The sequence below is a fragment of the Kitasatospora sp. NPDC058063 genome (genome assembly GCF_042885395.1).
Lineage (GTDB): Bacteria > Actinomycetota > Actinomycetes > Streptomycetales > Streptomycetaceae > Kitasatospora > Kitasatospora lactacystinica.
Map to the genome: position 1 here is coordinate 119,585 of NZ_JBHVSD010000005.1, position 13,355 is coordinate 132,939.

General features: G+C 75.0%; 10 protein-coding genes. 5 read left to right on the plus strand and 5 right to left on the minus strand.

The annotated features are described in order from the left end of the window. Window positions 1–74: 74 nt before the first annotated feature. The 4 genes from ACFVUY_RS10440 to ACFVUY_RS10455 all read right to left on the minus strand — a co-directional run bounded on the left by ACFVUY_RS10440 (window position 75) and on the right by ACFVUY_RS10455 (window position 5,190). On the minus strand, window positions 75–1,265 hold the full coding sequence (locus ACFVUY_RS10440) for an aminotransferase class V-fold PLP-dependent enzyme (protein ID WP_387728925.1): 1,191 nt from the start codon (window positions 1,263–1,265) through the stop codon (window positions 75–77). A gap of 12 nt (window positions 1,266–1,277) precedes the next feature. Further along, window positions 1,278–2,612: a pyridoxal-phosphate dependent enzyme gene (locus ACFVUY_RS10445; RefSeq protein WP_387728928.1), complete on the minus strand. Its 1,335-nt coding sequence runs from the start codon at window positions 2,610–2,612 to the stop codon at window positions 1,278–1,280. Further along, a complete protein-coding gene (locus ACFVUY_RS10450) occupies window positions 2,609–4,138 on the minus strand; it encodes a Y4yA family PLP-dependent enzyme (RefSeq protein WP_387728931.1) in 1,530 nt (509 codons plus the stop codon). The genes ACFVUY_RS10445 and ACFVUY_RS10450 overlap by 4 nt, the downstream gene beginning before the upstream one ends. A 293-nt stretch (window positions 4,139–4,431) precedes the next feature. Then, complete coding sequence (locus ACFVUY_RS10455) at window positions 4,432–5,190, minus strand: class I SAM-dependent methyltransferase (RefSeq protein ID WP_387728934.1); 759 nt, start codon at window positions 5,188–5,190, stop codon at window positions 4,432–4,434. Window positions 5,191–5,503: 313 nt separating this feature from the next. Here ACFVUY_RS10455 and ACFVUY_RS10460 point away from each other — a divergent pair, with 313 nt between their 5' ends. Then, entirely contained in the window at window positions 5,504–5,962 is a 459-nt protein-coding gene (locus ACFVUY_RS10460) for a universal stress protein (RefSeq protein ID WP_387728936.1), read from the plus strand. Between the two features lie 36 nt (window positions 5,963–5,998). Here ACFVUY_RS10460 and ACFVUY_RS10465 read toward each other — a convergent pair whose 3' ends face one another. Continuing rightward, the gene (locus ACFVUY_RS10465; protein WP_387728939.1) at window positions 5,999–7,045 is read right to left on the minus strand and encodes a lactonase family protein; all 1,047 of its coding nucleotides are present in this window, start codon (window positions 7,043–7,045) and stop codon (window positions 5,999–6,001) included. 274 nt (window positions 7,046–7,319) lie between these two features. Here ACFVUY_RS10465 and ACFVUY_RS10470 point away from each other — a divergent pair, with 274 nt between their 5' ends. The 4 genes from ACFVUY_RS10470 to ACFVUY_RS10485 all read left to right on the plus strand — a co-directional run bounded on the left by ACFVUY_RS10470 (window position 7,320) and on the right by ACFVUY_RS10485 (window position 13,241). Beyond that, a complete protein-coding gene (locus tag ACFVUY_RS10470) occupies window positions 7,320–9,149 on the plus strand; it encodes a glycoside hydrolase family 15 protein (protein ID WP_387728942.1) in 1,830 nt (609 codons plus the stop codon). Further along, the gene (locus tag ACFVUY_RS10475) at window positions 9,146–10,516 is read left to right on the plus strand and encodes a glucose-6-phosphate dehydrogenase (RefSeq protein ID WP_387684498.1); all 1,371 of its coding nucleotides are present in this window, start codon (window positions 9,146–9,148) and stop codon (window positions 10,514–10,516) included. Before ACFVUY_RS10470 ends, ACFVUY_RS10475 begins: the two co-directional genes overlap by 4 nt. A gap of 8 nt (window positions 10,517–10,524) precedes the next feature. Further along, a complete protein-coding gene (locus tag ACFVUY_RS10480) occupies window positions 10,525–11,076 on the plus strand; it encodes a gluconokinase (RefSeq protein ID WP_387684496.1) in 552 nt (183 codons plus the stop codon). Window positions 11,077–11,873: 797 nt separating this feature from the next. Continuing rightward, the gene (locus ACFVUY_RS10485) at window positions 11,874–13,241 is read left to right on the plus strand and encodes a serine hydrolase domain-containing protein (RefSeq protein WP_387684494.1); all 1,368 of its coding nucleotides are present in this window, start codon (window positions 11,874–11,876) and stop codon (window positions 13,239–13,241) included. Window positions 13,242–13,355 lie beyond the last annotated feature (114 nt).

Here is a 13,355-nt window from a genome sequence, read left to right on the forward strand (position 1 = left end):
CCCGCCGGCGGCGCCGGGCTCCGCGCCGGCGGAGCGGCCCGGGCGCGGAAGGCCGTGCCCGGGCCGGGCCGCCGCTACCGCAGCCCGCGCAGCACGGAGAGCAGCCGGTCGATCTCCTCCGGGCCGTTGTAGACGTGCAGGCTCACCCGCACCGAGCTCTCGCGCTCCCCGGCCCTTGCCTGGCAGTGGCCGTCGGCGCGCACCATCAGGCCGTGGCTGTCGAGGACGAAGCCCAGGTCGTTGGAGCCGATCCCGCGGTGCCGGAAGGTGACGATGCCCTCGCGCTGCTGGACCGCGGAGTCGGCGGCCAGGCTCGACCGGCAGCCGAGGACCTCGTACGGGGCCAGGCTGCGCAGCCCGTCGGTGAGCCGGGCGGCCAGGGCGGTGTTCCACCGTCGGACGCGGTCCGGCCCGGCGGCGTCGAGCCAGTCCAGGGCGGCCTCCAGAGCGGCGATCCCGCAGGTGTTGGGCGTGCCGCTCCAGCCGCCGGGGGTGAAGACCGGGCCCCGGGTGTTGCGGGCCCACACCGCGCCGGTGCCGGGCAGGGCCATGGCCTTGTGCCCGGAGAAGACCACGAAGTCGACGTCCAGCGTGCCGACGTCCACCGGCAGGTGGCCGACGCTCTGCGCGGCGTCCAGGCAGATCGGCACGTCCGGGCCGACCGCGGCCCGGATGCGGTGGACGTTCATGTCGCCGCCGTACACGTGGTGCACATGGGTGGCGGCGACGAACGCCGTGCGGTCGGTGACGAGTCCGGCCAGCGCGCGGTGGTCGTAGTCGTGCGAGGCCGGGTCGTAGGGCAGCTCGCGCACCGTGACGCGCACGCCCTGGCCGGCCAGCAGCCGCTGGGCCTCCAGCCAGGGCAGCGCGTTCGCCTGGTGGTCGGCGAACGGCACGATGATCTCGTCGCCGTCCCGCAGGTGGTGGGGGAGCCAGTCCCGGGCCACCGTGCGCAGCCCCTCGGTCGTGCCGCTGACGAAGTGGACGCCGGAGTGCTGCTGCGGTGCCGGGTCGCCGAGGAAGCGGGCGACCCGGGTGCGGGTGCGGTCGACCAGCGCGGTGGTGGCGTTGGCCCAGGTGTAGGTGCCGCGGCCGGCGTTGGCGTTGGCGGTGGTCAGGTAGTGGTGGACGGCGTCGAGCACCGCCCGGGGCTTCTGCGAGGTGGCCGCGCTGTCCAGGTACGCCCGGTCCGGGTTGCCGGTGATGATGGGGAACTGTGCCCGCAGGTCGCGGTGCCAGTCGTGGAGCTCGGTGAGGGTGGTCATGGCCGGCTCCGCTCAGTCCCGGACCAGTGGGGCGCCCGCGTCGCGCCAGGCGATGATGCCGCCGGTCAGGCTGCGCGCGTCCCGGTGTCCCATCCGGGCGAGCAGCGCGGCGTACCGGGCGGACTTCTCGCCGACCGGGCAGGCCAGCAGCACCGGCTGGTGGGTGCCGAACGGCAGTCCGCTGTGCAGGAGTTCGTCGAACAGCTCGTCGACGATGTTGATCGAGCCCTCGATGTGGAGGGCCGCGTAGGCGAACGGACCGCGCAGGTCGACCACGAGCGGCCGGTCCTCGGCGATCCACTTCCGGGCGGCGTCGACCTCGACGGTCCGGGCGGCGGCCAGCTCGGCCGGGGTCACGGCCTCCACCGAGTTCGGCCGGGCGGGCTGGTTGAACAGCTCGGGCCGGCGGCGGCGGACGTAGCTGAGGTAGCTCTCCACCCGGTCGCAGACGATGAAGACGGCGGTGTGCCGTTCGCCGCCTCCCCGTCGCGTCAACTCGGCGTCCACGGTGTGCAGGTGGCGCAGTGCGCCGAAGAGGGCGCCGCCGCCGGTCGGGCCGGCCGGCAGGCCGCAGCGGCGCAGCAGGGTGAGCATGCCCTCGATGGCCTCGTCGGAGGTGACCGACGCGATGGCGTCGTAGGTGGCGGGGTCGAACAGCCCGACCTCGTGCACCTCGTCGATGGTGCGGATGCCGGGGATGAAGTCGGACTTGTGGGCGACCAGTCCGAGCACCTCGACGGCCGGGTTGTGGGCGCGCAGCACGGCCGCGACGCCGGTGGACGAGCCGGCGGTGCCGACGCAGGCGATGAAGTGGTCGGGGGCGCGGCCGTCGAGGTCCCGGACGATCTCCGGCCCGGTGCCGGTGAGGTGGGCGTCGAGGTTGAGCGGGCTGTAGTACTGGTCGGTGTGCAGGTAGCCGGAGTCCGTCTCGGAGAGCATCCGGTGGATGCGGGTGAGCGGGTCGTCGGTGTCGGTCGGGTCGAGGCACTCGGTGCGGCCGGGCAGTTCCTCGATCTCCGCGCCCAGCAGCAGGAGCAGGTCCTTGACCTCGGGGACCTTCATCCGGTTGGTGACGCTCTTGAAGGGCAGTCCGTGCAGGCCGGCGATCAGTGCGAGGGCCTTGGCGGTGTTGCCGCTCGACAGTTCCACGACGGTGTCGCCGCGTTCGACGGCGCCGGGCAGGGCCTCGCGGGTCATGTTCCAGGCGGCGCGGTCCTTGACGGATCCGAACGGGTTGAGCATCTCCAGCTTGGCGTACAGGTCGATGTGCCGCAGGCCGGTGACCGCCGGGTCGATCCGGACCAGCGGGGTGTTGCCGATCGCGTCGGTGATGCTGTCGTACCTCATGCCTGTCCGTCCCCCCGGTGTCCTGCGGCGGCCGTCACGTCGACGGGCCAGTACTGCTCGTCCAGGCGCCAGCGCCAGGCGCCGTCCTGCCGGTACGCGGCGACCTTGCGCGCGACGGGCTGGCGCAGGGCGCGGCCGGCGCTGAAGTCCATGAGGTAGCCCGCGGTGTTGGCGAAGGCGAGCAGGTCGCCGGGGGCGGGGAGGCGGGGCAGGAAGACCGTCCGGCGGGTGATCAGGTCGGTCTCCAGGCAGAGGTTGCCGATCAGGTAGACCCCGACCGGGTCCCCCGGCGGGCCGTCCGGTGAGCCCTCCGGCGGGCCGTCCGACGTACGGGGAGTGGCCGGCGCACCGGGCCGGGGGATGAGCAGAGGGTCCATCAGTACCCCGTGCTCCTCCAGGCCGACGTCCCGCGCGTTCATCTCCAGCCGCACCAGGTGTTCGCCGGCCGCCGTGCGCCGGACCTCCAGGACGCGGGCGAGGGTGGCCCCGCACTGGTCGGCCAGCGCCCGGCCGGGCTCCACCGCCAGGTCGTACAGGTTCTCCAGCAGCAGGGTGCCGAGCGGCCGTCCGAGCGTGGGCGCCGGGTAGGAGAGCAGTTCGTCCAGGTACGCCTCGGCGGCCACCGGGCGGTGCGCCGGGTACAGGCCGAGGGTGCCGCGCAGTCGGCCGGACTCGTTGCGCAGCCCGTAGCCGTGGCCCTGCCAGGTCAGGGCGGGCCGCTTGCCCAGGACGGCGTGGGTCAGTTCGGTGGTGTACCGCTCCCACTGGCCGGCGTCGGCGAGGTAGTCGACCCCGAACCCGCCGCCGATGTCGACGGTGCGGGGCCGCAGCCCCCGGCGCCGGCACTCGTTCAGCACCGTGACGCAGGTTTCCAGGGCGACGGCCTTCTCCGGTACGCCGGTGGTGTCCAGGTGGTAGGCGACGCCGGTCGTCTCCACGGCGTCCCGGTGGCGTTCGAGCGCGTCGAGCAGCTCCGTCAGCTCGCCGACGTCGGTGCCGAACCGGCTGGGCCGGGTGAGGACGGTGGTCCCCGGTGCCCGGAAGCCCGACAGCCGGGGCATGACGCGCACCGGGGGCAGGGCCTGCTTGCGCACCAGGTCGGCCAGGTCGTCGAGTTCGGCGCGGGAGTCCAGGTGGACGGTGACGCCGGTGCGGGCCGCCAGCCAGAGGTACTCGCGGTTCTTCGGCCCGGTCGCCATGATCCGTTCGGGCGGGCAGCCGGCTCCGAGCACGTGCTGGAGCTCGGCGAGCGAGGCGACGTCCAGTCCGGCCTCGGTGGCGGCGAGCCGGCGGACCAGGGCGCTGGAGCGGTTCGCCTTGTGGGCGAAGTGGATCCGGCCGGTGAGGTGGTGCTTGCGGTAGACGGCCTGGAAGCGTGCCAGGTTCTCGGCGATCTGCTCGGGCAGGAGCAGGTTGAGGGGCGATCCCAGGGCGTCGGTGAGGGTGTGGAGGAGGTCGCGTTCCTCCAGGAGGGATCGGAGCGGGGGCTCCAGCCGTGGTTCGAGATACAGCGGTAAGGGCCGCATGCGAAACCAGCTCTCCGTGAGAAGTCGGCGGAGGGGGTCGCAGCCGCCGACAGGCTGCCCCGTGTCGGCCCGCGTCCCCCGGCGGTCCGCGCGTCGGCGTGGCGCGCGCGGTCGGACGCCGCGTGCGGCTCCCACCGCGGCGGGCGTCGGCGACCGAGGGAAACGCTAACCGTTTCCCTGGGTGATCAACAGGGCGCGTGTGCCACGCCCTCGCAAAGACTGTGCCGGTACGGAAGTTGCTGCTCCGGATCGCTGTCCGGACGGGTCGCTCCGGATCGCTTTCCGGGCCGGGGTCAGCGCAGGGCGACGAGGACGGAGCTGGTGCCGTACTGCCACACCGGTCCGGCCTGCCGGAAGCCGGCCTCCCGCAGCAGTTCGCCGTGCCGGGCGGCCGACAGGCCGTTGCCGGCGCCGTCGGAAGGGGGCAGCTGCCGCTCGCGGGCCGTCAGCAGGTCGGCGAACTCGGGGACCCGCCCGGCCGCGGCCCACCACTGGGACCAGTCCTCGGCGGCGTCGGCGCCCCGGCGCTGGGCGCGGCGCCGGCCGATCGCGAGGGCGAGCTCGGCGAGCGGCCGGTCCTCGGGGATCAGGTGGTCGCCGTTGACCAGGACGCCACCGGGCCGCAGCACGCCCGCGAGGTCGCGGTAGATCCCGAGCAGCGCGTCCGGCGGTGGGTAGTGCAGCGCGGTGGTGGACACCACGGCGTCCAGCGGGCGGTCGAGCCCGAGGTCCCCGACCCAGCCCGGGCGGCCGATCAGGGTCTCGATCCAGCGGGCGACCTCGGGGTGCCGGGCGCGGCCGAGGGCGAGCAGCAGCGGGTCGATGTCGACGGCGAGGATCTCGGCGTGCGGCAGGCGCGCGGCGACGCGTGCCGACAGCGAGCCGGGGCCGCTGCCGAGATCGGCGACGAGCGGCCGCCCGCGGTGTCCGACGGTCTGTTCCAGCACGTCGGCGATGACGGTGAAGCGCTCCTCGCGCTCCACCGCGTACCGCTCCTGCTGGCGTTCCCAGCGGTCCACCCAGGTCCCGGCCAGCGCGGCGTCCACTCGCATCCCGACTCCCGCCGTGTCCGTGCGCATTCGAGGCTTCGCCTTCTGCCAGTGTTTGTCATGTTCATCCGACCTCGCAACCGGTCCGGCGCGGGGGATCCGGCGAAACGATATCCGTTTTCATGTGCAGGTTTCCAGTCGGTGCGCCCGCGCCGTCGACCCGGGGCCCGCCCGTCCTCGGCCGCGGCCCACCCACTCGCCCGGACCAGCCGCACTGCGCGCCCGGCGCGGTCGGTACCAGGCTGGACACCGAGCCCGGTGACGGCGGACCACCGACCGGTGCGATCCTCCGCCGCCGTCGAGTCGAGGAGGAGCCATGGCCGACCGGCCTGAGGACAAGGGCCGCATCGTGGTCGGGGTGGACGGCTCGGAGCCGTCCCGGCGGGCGCTGCGCTGGGCCGTGCGCCAGGCGGAGCTCACCGGCGGTGCGGTGGTGGCGGTGATCGCCTGGGAGTACCCGACGTACCACGGCGCGCGCGGCTGGTTCCCCCCGGGGATCACCGACGAGGCGGCGCTGGAGGGCCGGGCGCGGCAGGAGGCCGACCGGGCCGTCCGGCAGACCGTGGGGGAGCGGCCGCCGGTCGAGGTGCGCACCGAGGCGCGCCACGGCACCCCGGCGGGGGCGCTGATCGAGGCGGCCCGAGGGGCGGACCTGCTGGTGGTGGGCAGCCGCGGCCTCGGGGGCTTCACCGGGATGCTGCTGGGCTCGGTGGCGCAGCACTGCACCCGGCACGCCACCGTCCCGGTCGTGGTGGTCCGCGCCGAGCAGGAGTGAGCGGCCGGGCGCCCGGAGGCGGGCCGGGCGCCGCGGTCAGCCGAAGAGCACGGTGGACGCCGACGGGACGGCCAGCGAGCCCGCCCGGCGGGGGACGCCCGTCGCGCCGTCCACCTCGAACCAGGTGACGTCGCCGGAATGCTCGTTCGCCGCGTACAGGCGGGTGCCCGTGGGGCCCAGCACCAGGTCCCGCGGCCAGCGGCCGCCGCAGGGCACCGAGGTGACCACCCGGGCCCGCTCGCCCGTCCCGTCGAGGGCGAGCACCACGATGGTGTCGGTGCCGCGCTCCGCCGCCCACAGGAACCGGCCGTCGGGGGAGACCACCGGGGCCGACGGGGAGACCGGCCCCTCGACGCCCTCGGGGAACAGCGGGACCTCCGCGACCGGTTCGAGGGCCCCGGCCGCCGCGTCCCAGCGGCAGACCGTCACCACGGGGCGCAGCTCGCCGAGCACGTACGCGTGGCGGCCGGAGGGGTGGAAGGCCAGGTGCCGGGGACCGGTGCCGGGCGGCAGCGCGGTCTCCGCGTGCGGGGCAAGCCCTCCCGTCGCCGGGTCCAGGGCGCAGATCCGCACCGAGTCGGTGCCGAGGTCGACCGCGAGCACCCAGCGCCCCGACGGGTCGGGGAGCACCTGGTGGGCGTGCGGGGCCCGTTGGCGGTCCGGGTGCGGCCCGCTGCCCCGGTGGCGCAGCACGGTGCTCGGGGGCCGCGGGGTGCCGTCGGCGGCGAGCGGCAGCACGCTGACGCTGCCGGAGCCGTAGTTGGCGGTCAGCAGATGGCCCTGGACGAGGCTCAGGTGGGTGGGGTGGTCCCCGTCCACCGGGACCGCGGTGCCGAGCGGGCGGGGAACCGGGCCGGCGATGTCGTAGGCGGTGACGGCGCCCGGCGCCGTCTCGGACACGGCGTAGAGCACGGGGCCGCCCGTCGCGAGCCCGAGGGCGAGGTAGGACGGGTCGACGGCGTCGACGGCCCCGGTGGCGGTCAGCGCCCCGGTGTCCGGGTCCAGCGCGGCCAGGACGATCCCGCGCCCGCCCGTCGAGGTGAACGACCCGATGAAGGCCCGCCCCGCGCCCCTGTCCACCACAGCAACCTCCGTCGTCCGTCGTCCGGGCTCAGACGCTAGCAGCTGCCCCACCGTGCCCGGCAGGGCCGCGCGGGCGGCGGCGGGCCACGGGGGCCGTGTCCTTTTCACCGGAATGCACCGCAGCCGGCAGCGGCCGGATCGCGGTCCGGCCCGATCCCCGGGAAGGTGGGAGCCGTCGGCCGCGCGGCCGGTCACCGGCCGCCGGCGGAGCGGGAGCCGCACCGGGACCACCTCCCCTTCGACCGACTCCCCGGCACTGCGGAAGCGAGGCGGTATGCACGACCCCGACCCACCGTTCCGGCCCGTCCACCGGCGCCGGGGCTACCTGCCGCTGGAGGACCTCGGCCTGATCGGGAACGGCGCGACCGCCGCCCTGGTCGGCCTGGACGGTGCCATCCCGTGGCTGTGCCTGCCCCGGTTCGACTCCGAACCGCTGTTCTGCGGCCTGCTGGACCACGCGCGCGGCGGGCACTTCACCCTCGCCCCGGAGGACCTCGTCGAGGCCAGGCAGCGCTACGAACCGGACACCGGCGTCCTGATCACCGAACTGCGCGGCCCCACCGGCCTGGTGCGCGTCACCGACGCGCTGACCCTGCGCTCCGGCGCCGACCTCACCGACGACGTACCGGCCGACCGGGGCGAACTCGTGCGCTCCGCCGTGGTGGTGGACGGGACCGTCCGGCTGCGCGCGGAACTGGAGCCGCGCGGCGGCGCGCAGGCCCGGGCCCTGTTCAGCGGACTGGAGGTGCGGCCGCACCGGCGTCCGGACCTGCGCCTGCACCTGCGCTCCAATCGTCCGCTGGCCGGCCTGCACAGCACCCACGAGCTGCGGCAGGGCGAGCGCCTGGACCTCGTGCTGTCCTGGGGCCGCTTCCACCGCCACCACCGCTTCGACACCGACGCGACCCTGAAGGGCACCGCCGAGGCCTGGCGCCGCTGGATGGGGCACTTCTCGTACGACGGCCCCCGGGAGCCCCTGGTCCGGCGGGCCGCGATCACCCTGAAGCTCTGCGACGACTGGGCCAACGGCTCGCTGGTCGCGGCGCCCACCTCCTCGCTGCCCGCGCCGATCGGCGGGATCCGCAACTGGGACTACCGCTACAGCTGGATCCGCGACGCGGCGTTCGCCGTGTTCGCGCTGCGCCGGATCGGTTTCCGGGGCGAGGCCGACGCCTTCCTCGGCTGGGTCCTGGACGCCTTCGAGGCCAGCCGGGGGCCCCGGATCATGTACGACCTGCGGGGCGGCCCGGTGCCGGACGAGATCGAGGACGGCGAACTGGAGGGCTACCAGCGCTCCGCCCCGGTGCGCTGGGGCAACGGCGCGACCGACCAGCGCCAGCACGACGTGTACGGCGAGATCCTGGACTGCGCCGAGCAGTGGCTGCGCGCCGGCGGCGAGATCCAGCCCGCGCTCTGGGCCGGCCTGGCCAAGCTGGCCGACACCGCCGGGCAGGCCTGGCGGCAGCCGGACCAGGGCATCTGGGAGGTGCGCAGCGAGGGCCGGGTGTTCACCTACTCGGCGGGCCTGTGCCAGGTGGCCCTGGACCGGGCCGCGCGGATCGGCGAGCGGCTCGGCCGGCCCGCCGGGACGGACCGCTGGCGCGCCTCGGCCGAGGAACTGCGCCGGCTCATCCTGGAGCAGTCCTGGGACGAGGACGCCGGGACCCTCAGCGCCCACCTGGACGGCGGCGGCGCGCTGGACGCGAGCCTGCTCGCGCTCCCGCTGCGCCAAGTGGTGCCGGCCGACCACCCGCGGATGGTGGCGACCGCCGCGGCCGTCGCCGAGCGCCTGTCGGCGGGCGGCGGGCTGCTCTACCGCTACCTCCACGAGGAGTCCCCGGACGGCCTGCCGGGCGACGAGGGCGCCTTCGTCCTGTGCAGCTTCTGGCTGGTCGAGAACCTGGTCGGCCAGGGCCGGATCGAGGAGGCGGAGGAGCTGTACGACTCGCTGTGCTCCCGGGCGAGCCCGCTGGGGCTGATGTCCGAGCAGATCAACCCGTCCACAGGAGAGTTCATGGGCAACTTCCCCCAGGCGTTCAGCCACATCGGGATCATCGCCGGCGGCGTGGGCCTCGGCCGGGCGAGGACGGGCGGGCGGGGATGATCGACCGGCTCGCGATCCTCGGCGCGACCGGGGACCTCAGCGCCCGCTTCCTGCTGCCGGCGCTGGCCGCGCTGCGGGCGGCGGGACACGTTGGCGACTCGCTGCGGGTGACCGGGGCGAGCAGGGAGGACTGGGACACCGAGCGGTACCGCGGCTGGGCCGCGGCCCGGCTCGACCGGCACGCCGGCGACCTCCCGGCCGGGGCCAGGGAGGCGGTGGCGGCCGCCGTCCGCTACCGGCGGGCCGACGTCACCGACCCCGCGGACGTGGCCGCGGTCGTCGCCGGCGAGGGACCGGTGGCCGTCTACCTCGCCCTCCCGCCGGCCCTCTTCCCCGCCGTGATCACCGCCCTGCACGCGGCGGGCCTGCCGGCCGGCAGCCGGATCGTGCTGGAGAAGCCGTTCGGCGAGGACCTGGCCGGCGCCCAGGAGCTGAACCGGCTGCTCGCCGACCTGCTGCCGGAGCGGGCGGTGTTCCGGGTCGACCACTTCCTGGCCATGACGACCGTCCAGAACGTCCTCGGCAGCCGGCTGGCCAACCGGGTGCTGGAGCCGATCTGGAACAGCACCCACATCTCCGAGGTGGACATCGTCTGGGACGAGACGCTGGCGCTGGAGGGCCGGGCCGGGTACTACGACCAGGTCGGGGCGCTCAAGGACATGATCCAGAACCATCTGCTGCAGCTGCTCTGCCTGGTGGCCATGGAGCCGCCGATCACGCTCGGCGAACGGGACCTGCGCAACCGCAAGGTGGACGTGCTGCGCTCCGTACGGCCGCTGACCGAGCACGACGTGGTGCACCGCACCCGCCGGGCCCGCTACCTGCCCGGCCGGATCGGGGAGCGCGACGTCCCCGCCTACGCCGAGGAGGAGGGCGTCGACCCGGAGCGCCGCACCGAGACCTTCGCCGAGGTGGAACTGGAGCTGACCAGCTGGCGGTGGGCCGGGACGAGGTTCCGGCTGCGCAGCGGCAAGGCCCTGGGCGAGGACCGCAAGGAGGTCGCGGTGCACTTCCGCCCGGTGCCCCACCTGCCGTTCGGCCAGGGCGAGGAGGCCCGGCCCAATGTGCTGCGCTTCGAGCTGGAGCCGGAGGGGCTGACCCTGGACCTGACCGGCATCGGCGCCCACGCCCACGGGCTGGCCCCGTTCTCGATGACCGCGCGGATGGACCCGCAGGAGCTGCCCGCCTACGGCCGGCTGCTGCTGGACGTCCTGAACGGGGATCCGGCGCTGTCCATCCGCGGGGACGAGGCCGAGGAGGCCTGGCGGGTGCTCGAACCGGTGCTGACCGGCTGGGAGCGGGGCCTGGTGCCGCTGGAGGAGTACCCGGCCGGCTCGCAGGGGCCGCCCCCGCAGTTCTGGGGGTAGGGGCGCCGATGGCCCCGGGCAACGAGCGCCGCGCCCCGTGCGTCGTGGTCATGGGGGTGGCCGGCACCGGCAAGTCGACGGTGGGCCGGCTGCTCGCGGAGCGCCTGGAGGTGCCCTTCGCGGACGGGGACGACTTCCACCGGCCGGACTCCATCGCCCGGATGGCGGCCGGCATTCCGCTCGACGACGGGCGGCGCCGGCCCTGGCTGGAGGCCGTCGGGCGGTGGCTGCGCGAGCGGGACGAGGCGGGCACCGGCGGTGTGGTCACCTGCTCCGCGCTGAAGCGGCGTTACCGGGACGTCCTGCGGGAGGCAGGCCCGGACGCCTTCTTCCTGCATCTGGCGGGGAGCCGCGAGCTGCTGGCGGAGCGGATCGGCGGGCGCACCGGCCACTTCATGCCGGGGTCGCTGCTCGGTTCGCAGCTCGCCGCGCTCGAACCCCTTCAGCCGGACGAGCGGGGTGCGGCGCTGGACGTCGGCCCGGCCCCCGGGGTGATCGTCGATGCCGCGCTGGACCTGTTGTCGCGTCCGGGCGGTTTCACTCACGGCTCACCCGATTGATTCCGTCGCATTCCGGCACTTCCGTCACAGTCGCCCGGGAAATCACTCGAATATTGCTGCGAATAGCTGTTCGAGTGGCTGGTGAGATCTGAACCTCATATTTTCGGCCAAAGAATTAGAGCCCGTTCTCGGGTGATCCGGGCGCGGCCGGGAGTCGCACCAGGGATTTTGGCGTTCCGATTACCGACCGAGTCGCTTTCCGTTCAATCGGAAGGGGTTGCGAGCGGCTGACCCGCCGTGAAGACTGTTGCGCGTTCGTCGTCCGGACGTTCGGGACGGCAGGGATTCTGCGGCTCCCCGGCCGCGTCGGCGCGTTCCGCGCGACGGGTGCGGGGACGGATCGCAAACAGGGGGGATGGACATGCCGGGTACGGCCATTGCGCAGGTGGGGGCCGGGAGAGCGGCTGGTCGCCGGGGGGCGGGATTCTGTCCGACCGTTCCGGCGGGGTAAGGGTATTCGGCCGTTCGCGGTTCACCCCGCGCCGGCCCGCCGTTCATCGTGCGGCGGGGAATTCGGGTCGCATTCGCACCGTCCGCCCCGGGCACGTCGATGCGCCCCGGAACGGCTCCGCGAGGGCGGGTGCGGCGCCCGTGCGCGGGTGCCCCGGGGAATCCCGATGCCGGGCCGGCCGGTCGTGGGCGACGGGGCTTCCCGTGATTCCCCCCGTTCCCGCGCGTCCTGAAGCGGGCGGCGCCGACGGCCGGAAATTCCCCGCTGTGCCGCACTCCGATCCGCAATTCCATCGCGGGCGCCCGGCGCGCCCGCACCCGAGAACCAGTCAACGGGAGTTTCCGCCATGCCCTACGCCAGTCCGGCGCCTGTACGAGAACGGGTGCCGCAGGTCCTGCGCAGCGAACTGCAGCACCGGCTCGACACGCTCGCGCGCGCCCACCGGGTGCCCGGTGCCCAGCTGGTGCTGGACACCGGCGCGGAGACCGTCGCCCTGCACACCGGGGTGGCCGACACCGCCACCGCGGAGCCCTTCACCGAGGACACCGCCGTTCCGGTGGGATCGCTCACCAAGCCCTACACGGCCGCCCTGGTGATGCTGCTCGCCGACGACGGCGACCTCGACCTCGACGAGCCGGCCGCCGAGCACCTTCCGGAGCTCCGGCAGCTGCCTGAAGTAACGATTCGTCACCTCCTCGGCCACACCGGCGGACTGCCCACCGGGCCGGACTCCGACGCCGCCGCCCGCACCACCGCCACCCGCTACCTGTCCGCCGTGTGCACCGCCCCGGACGCGCTGTTCCGGCCCGGGACGGACTTCTCCTACTCCAACGCCGGCTACGTCGCCGCCGGGCGCCTGGTCGAGACGGTGACCGGGATGCCCTGGCAGGAGGCGGTGCGCGCCCTGCTGCTCGAACCCTTCGGCACCGGGCCGGTGTTCGTCGACACGGCCGCGCCCGGGCGACCGGTCGCCGCCGGCCACGCGCTCAACGCCGCGACCGGCCGGCCCCGGGCGGTCCGGCAGAACCTGGCCCCGCTGGAAGCCCCGGCCGGCGCCCTGCTGGCCGGCGCCGCGGACCTCGCCGCCCTCGGCGCCGCCCTGGTCGGCCGGTCCAAGACGCTGCCGCCGGACGTCGCCGAGCTGATGCGCCGCCCGCAGCCCGCCGCCCGGCCGGGAGCGCTCGCGGACGGCTGGGGCGCCGGCGTGGCGCTCTACCGGCAGGACGGGCGCTTCTGGTGCGGCCACGACGGCAACGCCATGGGCACCTCCTGCCACCTGCGGGCCGACCCGGACAGCGGAGTGGTGGTCGCCTTCACCGGCAACGCCGGCGCCGCCACCGCGCTCTGGCGCGAACTCGCGGCCGAACTGGAGGAGTCGGCCGGGCTGCGGGTGCCCGCGGCGATCGAACCGGTGGACGCGCGCGGGGCCGTGCCGCTCGCCGAACCCGGGACCCTGGCCGGATGCGCGGGCGACTACCGCAACGGCTCGGTCCGCTACCGGATCGAGGCGGCCGGCGACGGAACGGCCACCCTCTCGGTCGACGGCGACCCGCCGATCCCGCTGCGCTGCTACACCGACCTCTCCTACGACCTGCTCGCCCCCGACACCGGTCGCCCCGAGCCCGGCGGACGCTTCCACCGGGACCTGGCCACCGGCCGCGTCGACCGGGTGCAGGTCTCCGGGCGCACGGCCCGCCGGGCCGCCTCCGGCTGAGCCGGTCGGCCCCGCCGCCGTACGCCCGACCCCCGCAGTGCTTGCCACCGCAGCGCCTGACTGCCGCACTGCCGCACCACCGTTCCGCCGCGCTCCCGTTCCCCCGTTCCCCTG

What these genes read in the sequence shown, in the direction of transcription:
- ACFVUY_RS10455 (WP_387728934.1), bottom strand. Translation starts at nt 5,190, where the DNA reads ATGCGAGTGGACGCCGCGCTGGCCGGGACCTGGGTGGACCGCTGGGAA.
- ACFVUY_RS10445 (WP_387728928.1), bottom strand. Translation starts at nt 2,612, where the DNA reads ATGAGGTACGACAGCATCACCGACGCGATCGGCAACACCCCGCTGGTC.
- ACFVUY_RS10480 (WP_387684496.1), top strand. Translation starts at nt 10,525, where the DNA reads ATGGCCCCGGGCAACGAGCGCCGCGCCCCGTGCGTCGTGGTCATGGGG.
- ACFVUY_RS10440 (WP_387728925.1), bottom strand. Translation starts at nt 1,265, where the DNA reads ATGACCACCCTCACCGAGCTCCACGACTGGCACCGCGACCTGCGGGCA.
- ACFVUY_RS10450 (WP_387728931.1), bottom strand. Translation starts at nt 4,138, where the DNA reads ATGCGGCCCTTACCGCTGTATCTCGAACCACGGCTGGAGCCCCCGCTC.
- ACFVUY_RS10475 (WP_387684498.1), top strand. Translation starts at nt 9,146, where the DNA reads ATGATCGACCGGCTCGCGATCCTCGGCGCGACCGGGGACCTCAGCGCC.
- ACFVUY_RS10470 (WP_387728942.1), top strand. Translation starts at nt 7,320, where the DNA reads ATGCACGACCCCGACCCACCGTTCCGGCCCGTCCACCGGCGCCGGGGC.
- ACFVUY_RS10460 (WP_387728936.1), top strand. Translation starts at nt 5,504, where the DNA reads ATGGCCGACCGGCCTGAGGACAAGGGCCGCATCGTGGTCGGGGTGGAC.
- ACFVUY_RS10485 (WP_387684494.1), top strand. Translation starts at nt 11,874, where the DNA reads ATGCCCTACGCCAGTCCGGCGCCTGTACGAGAACGGGTGCCGCAGGTC.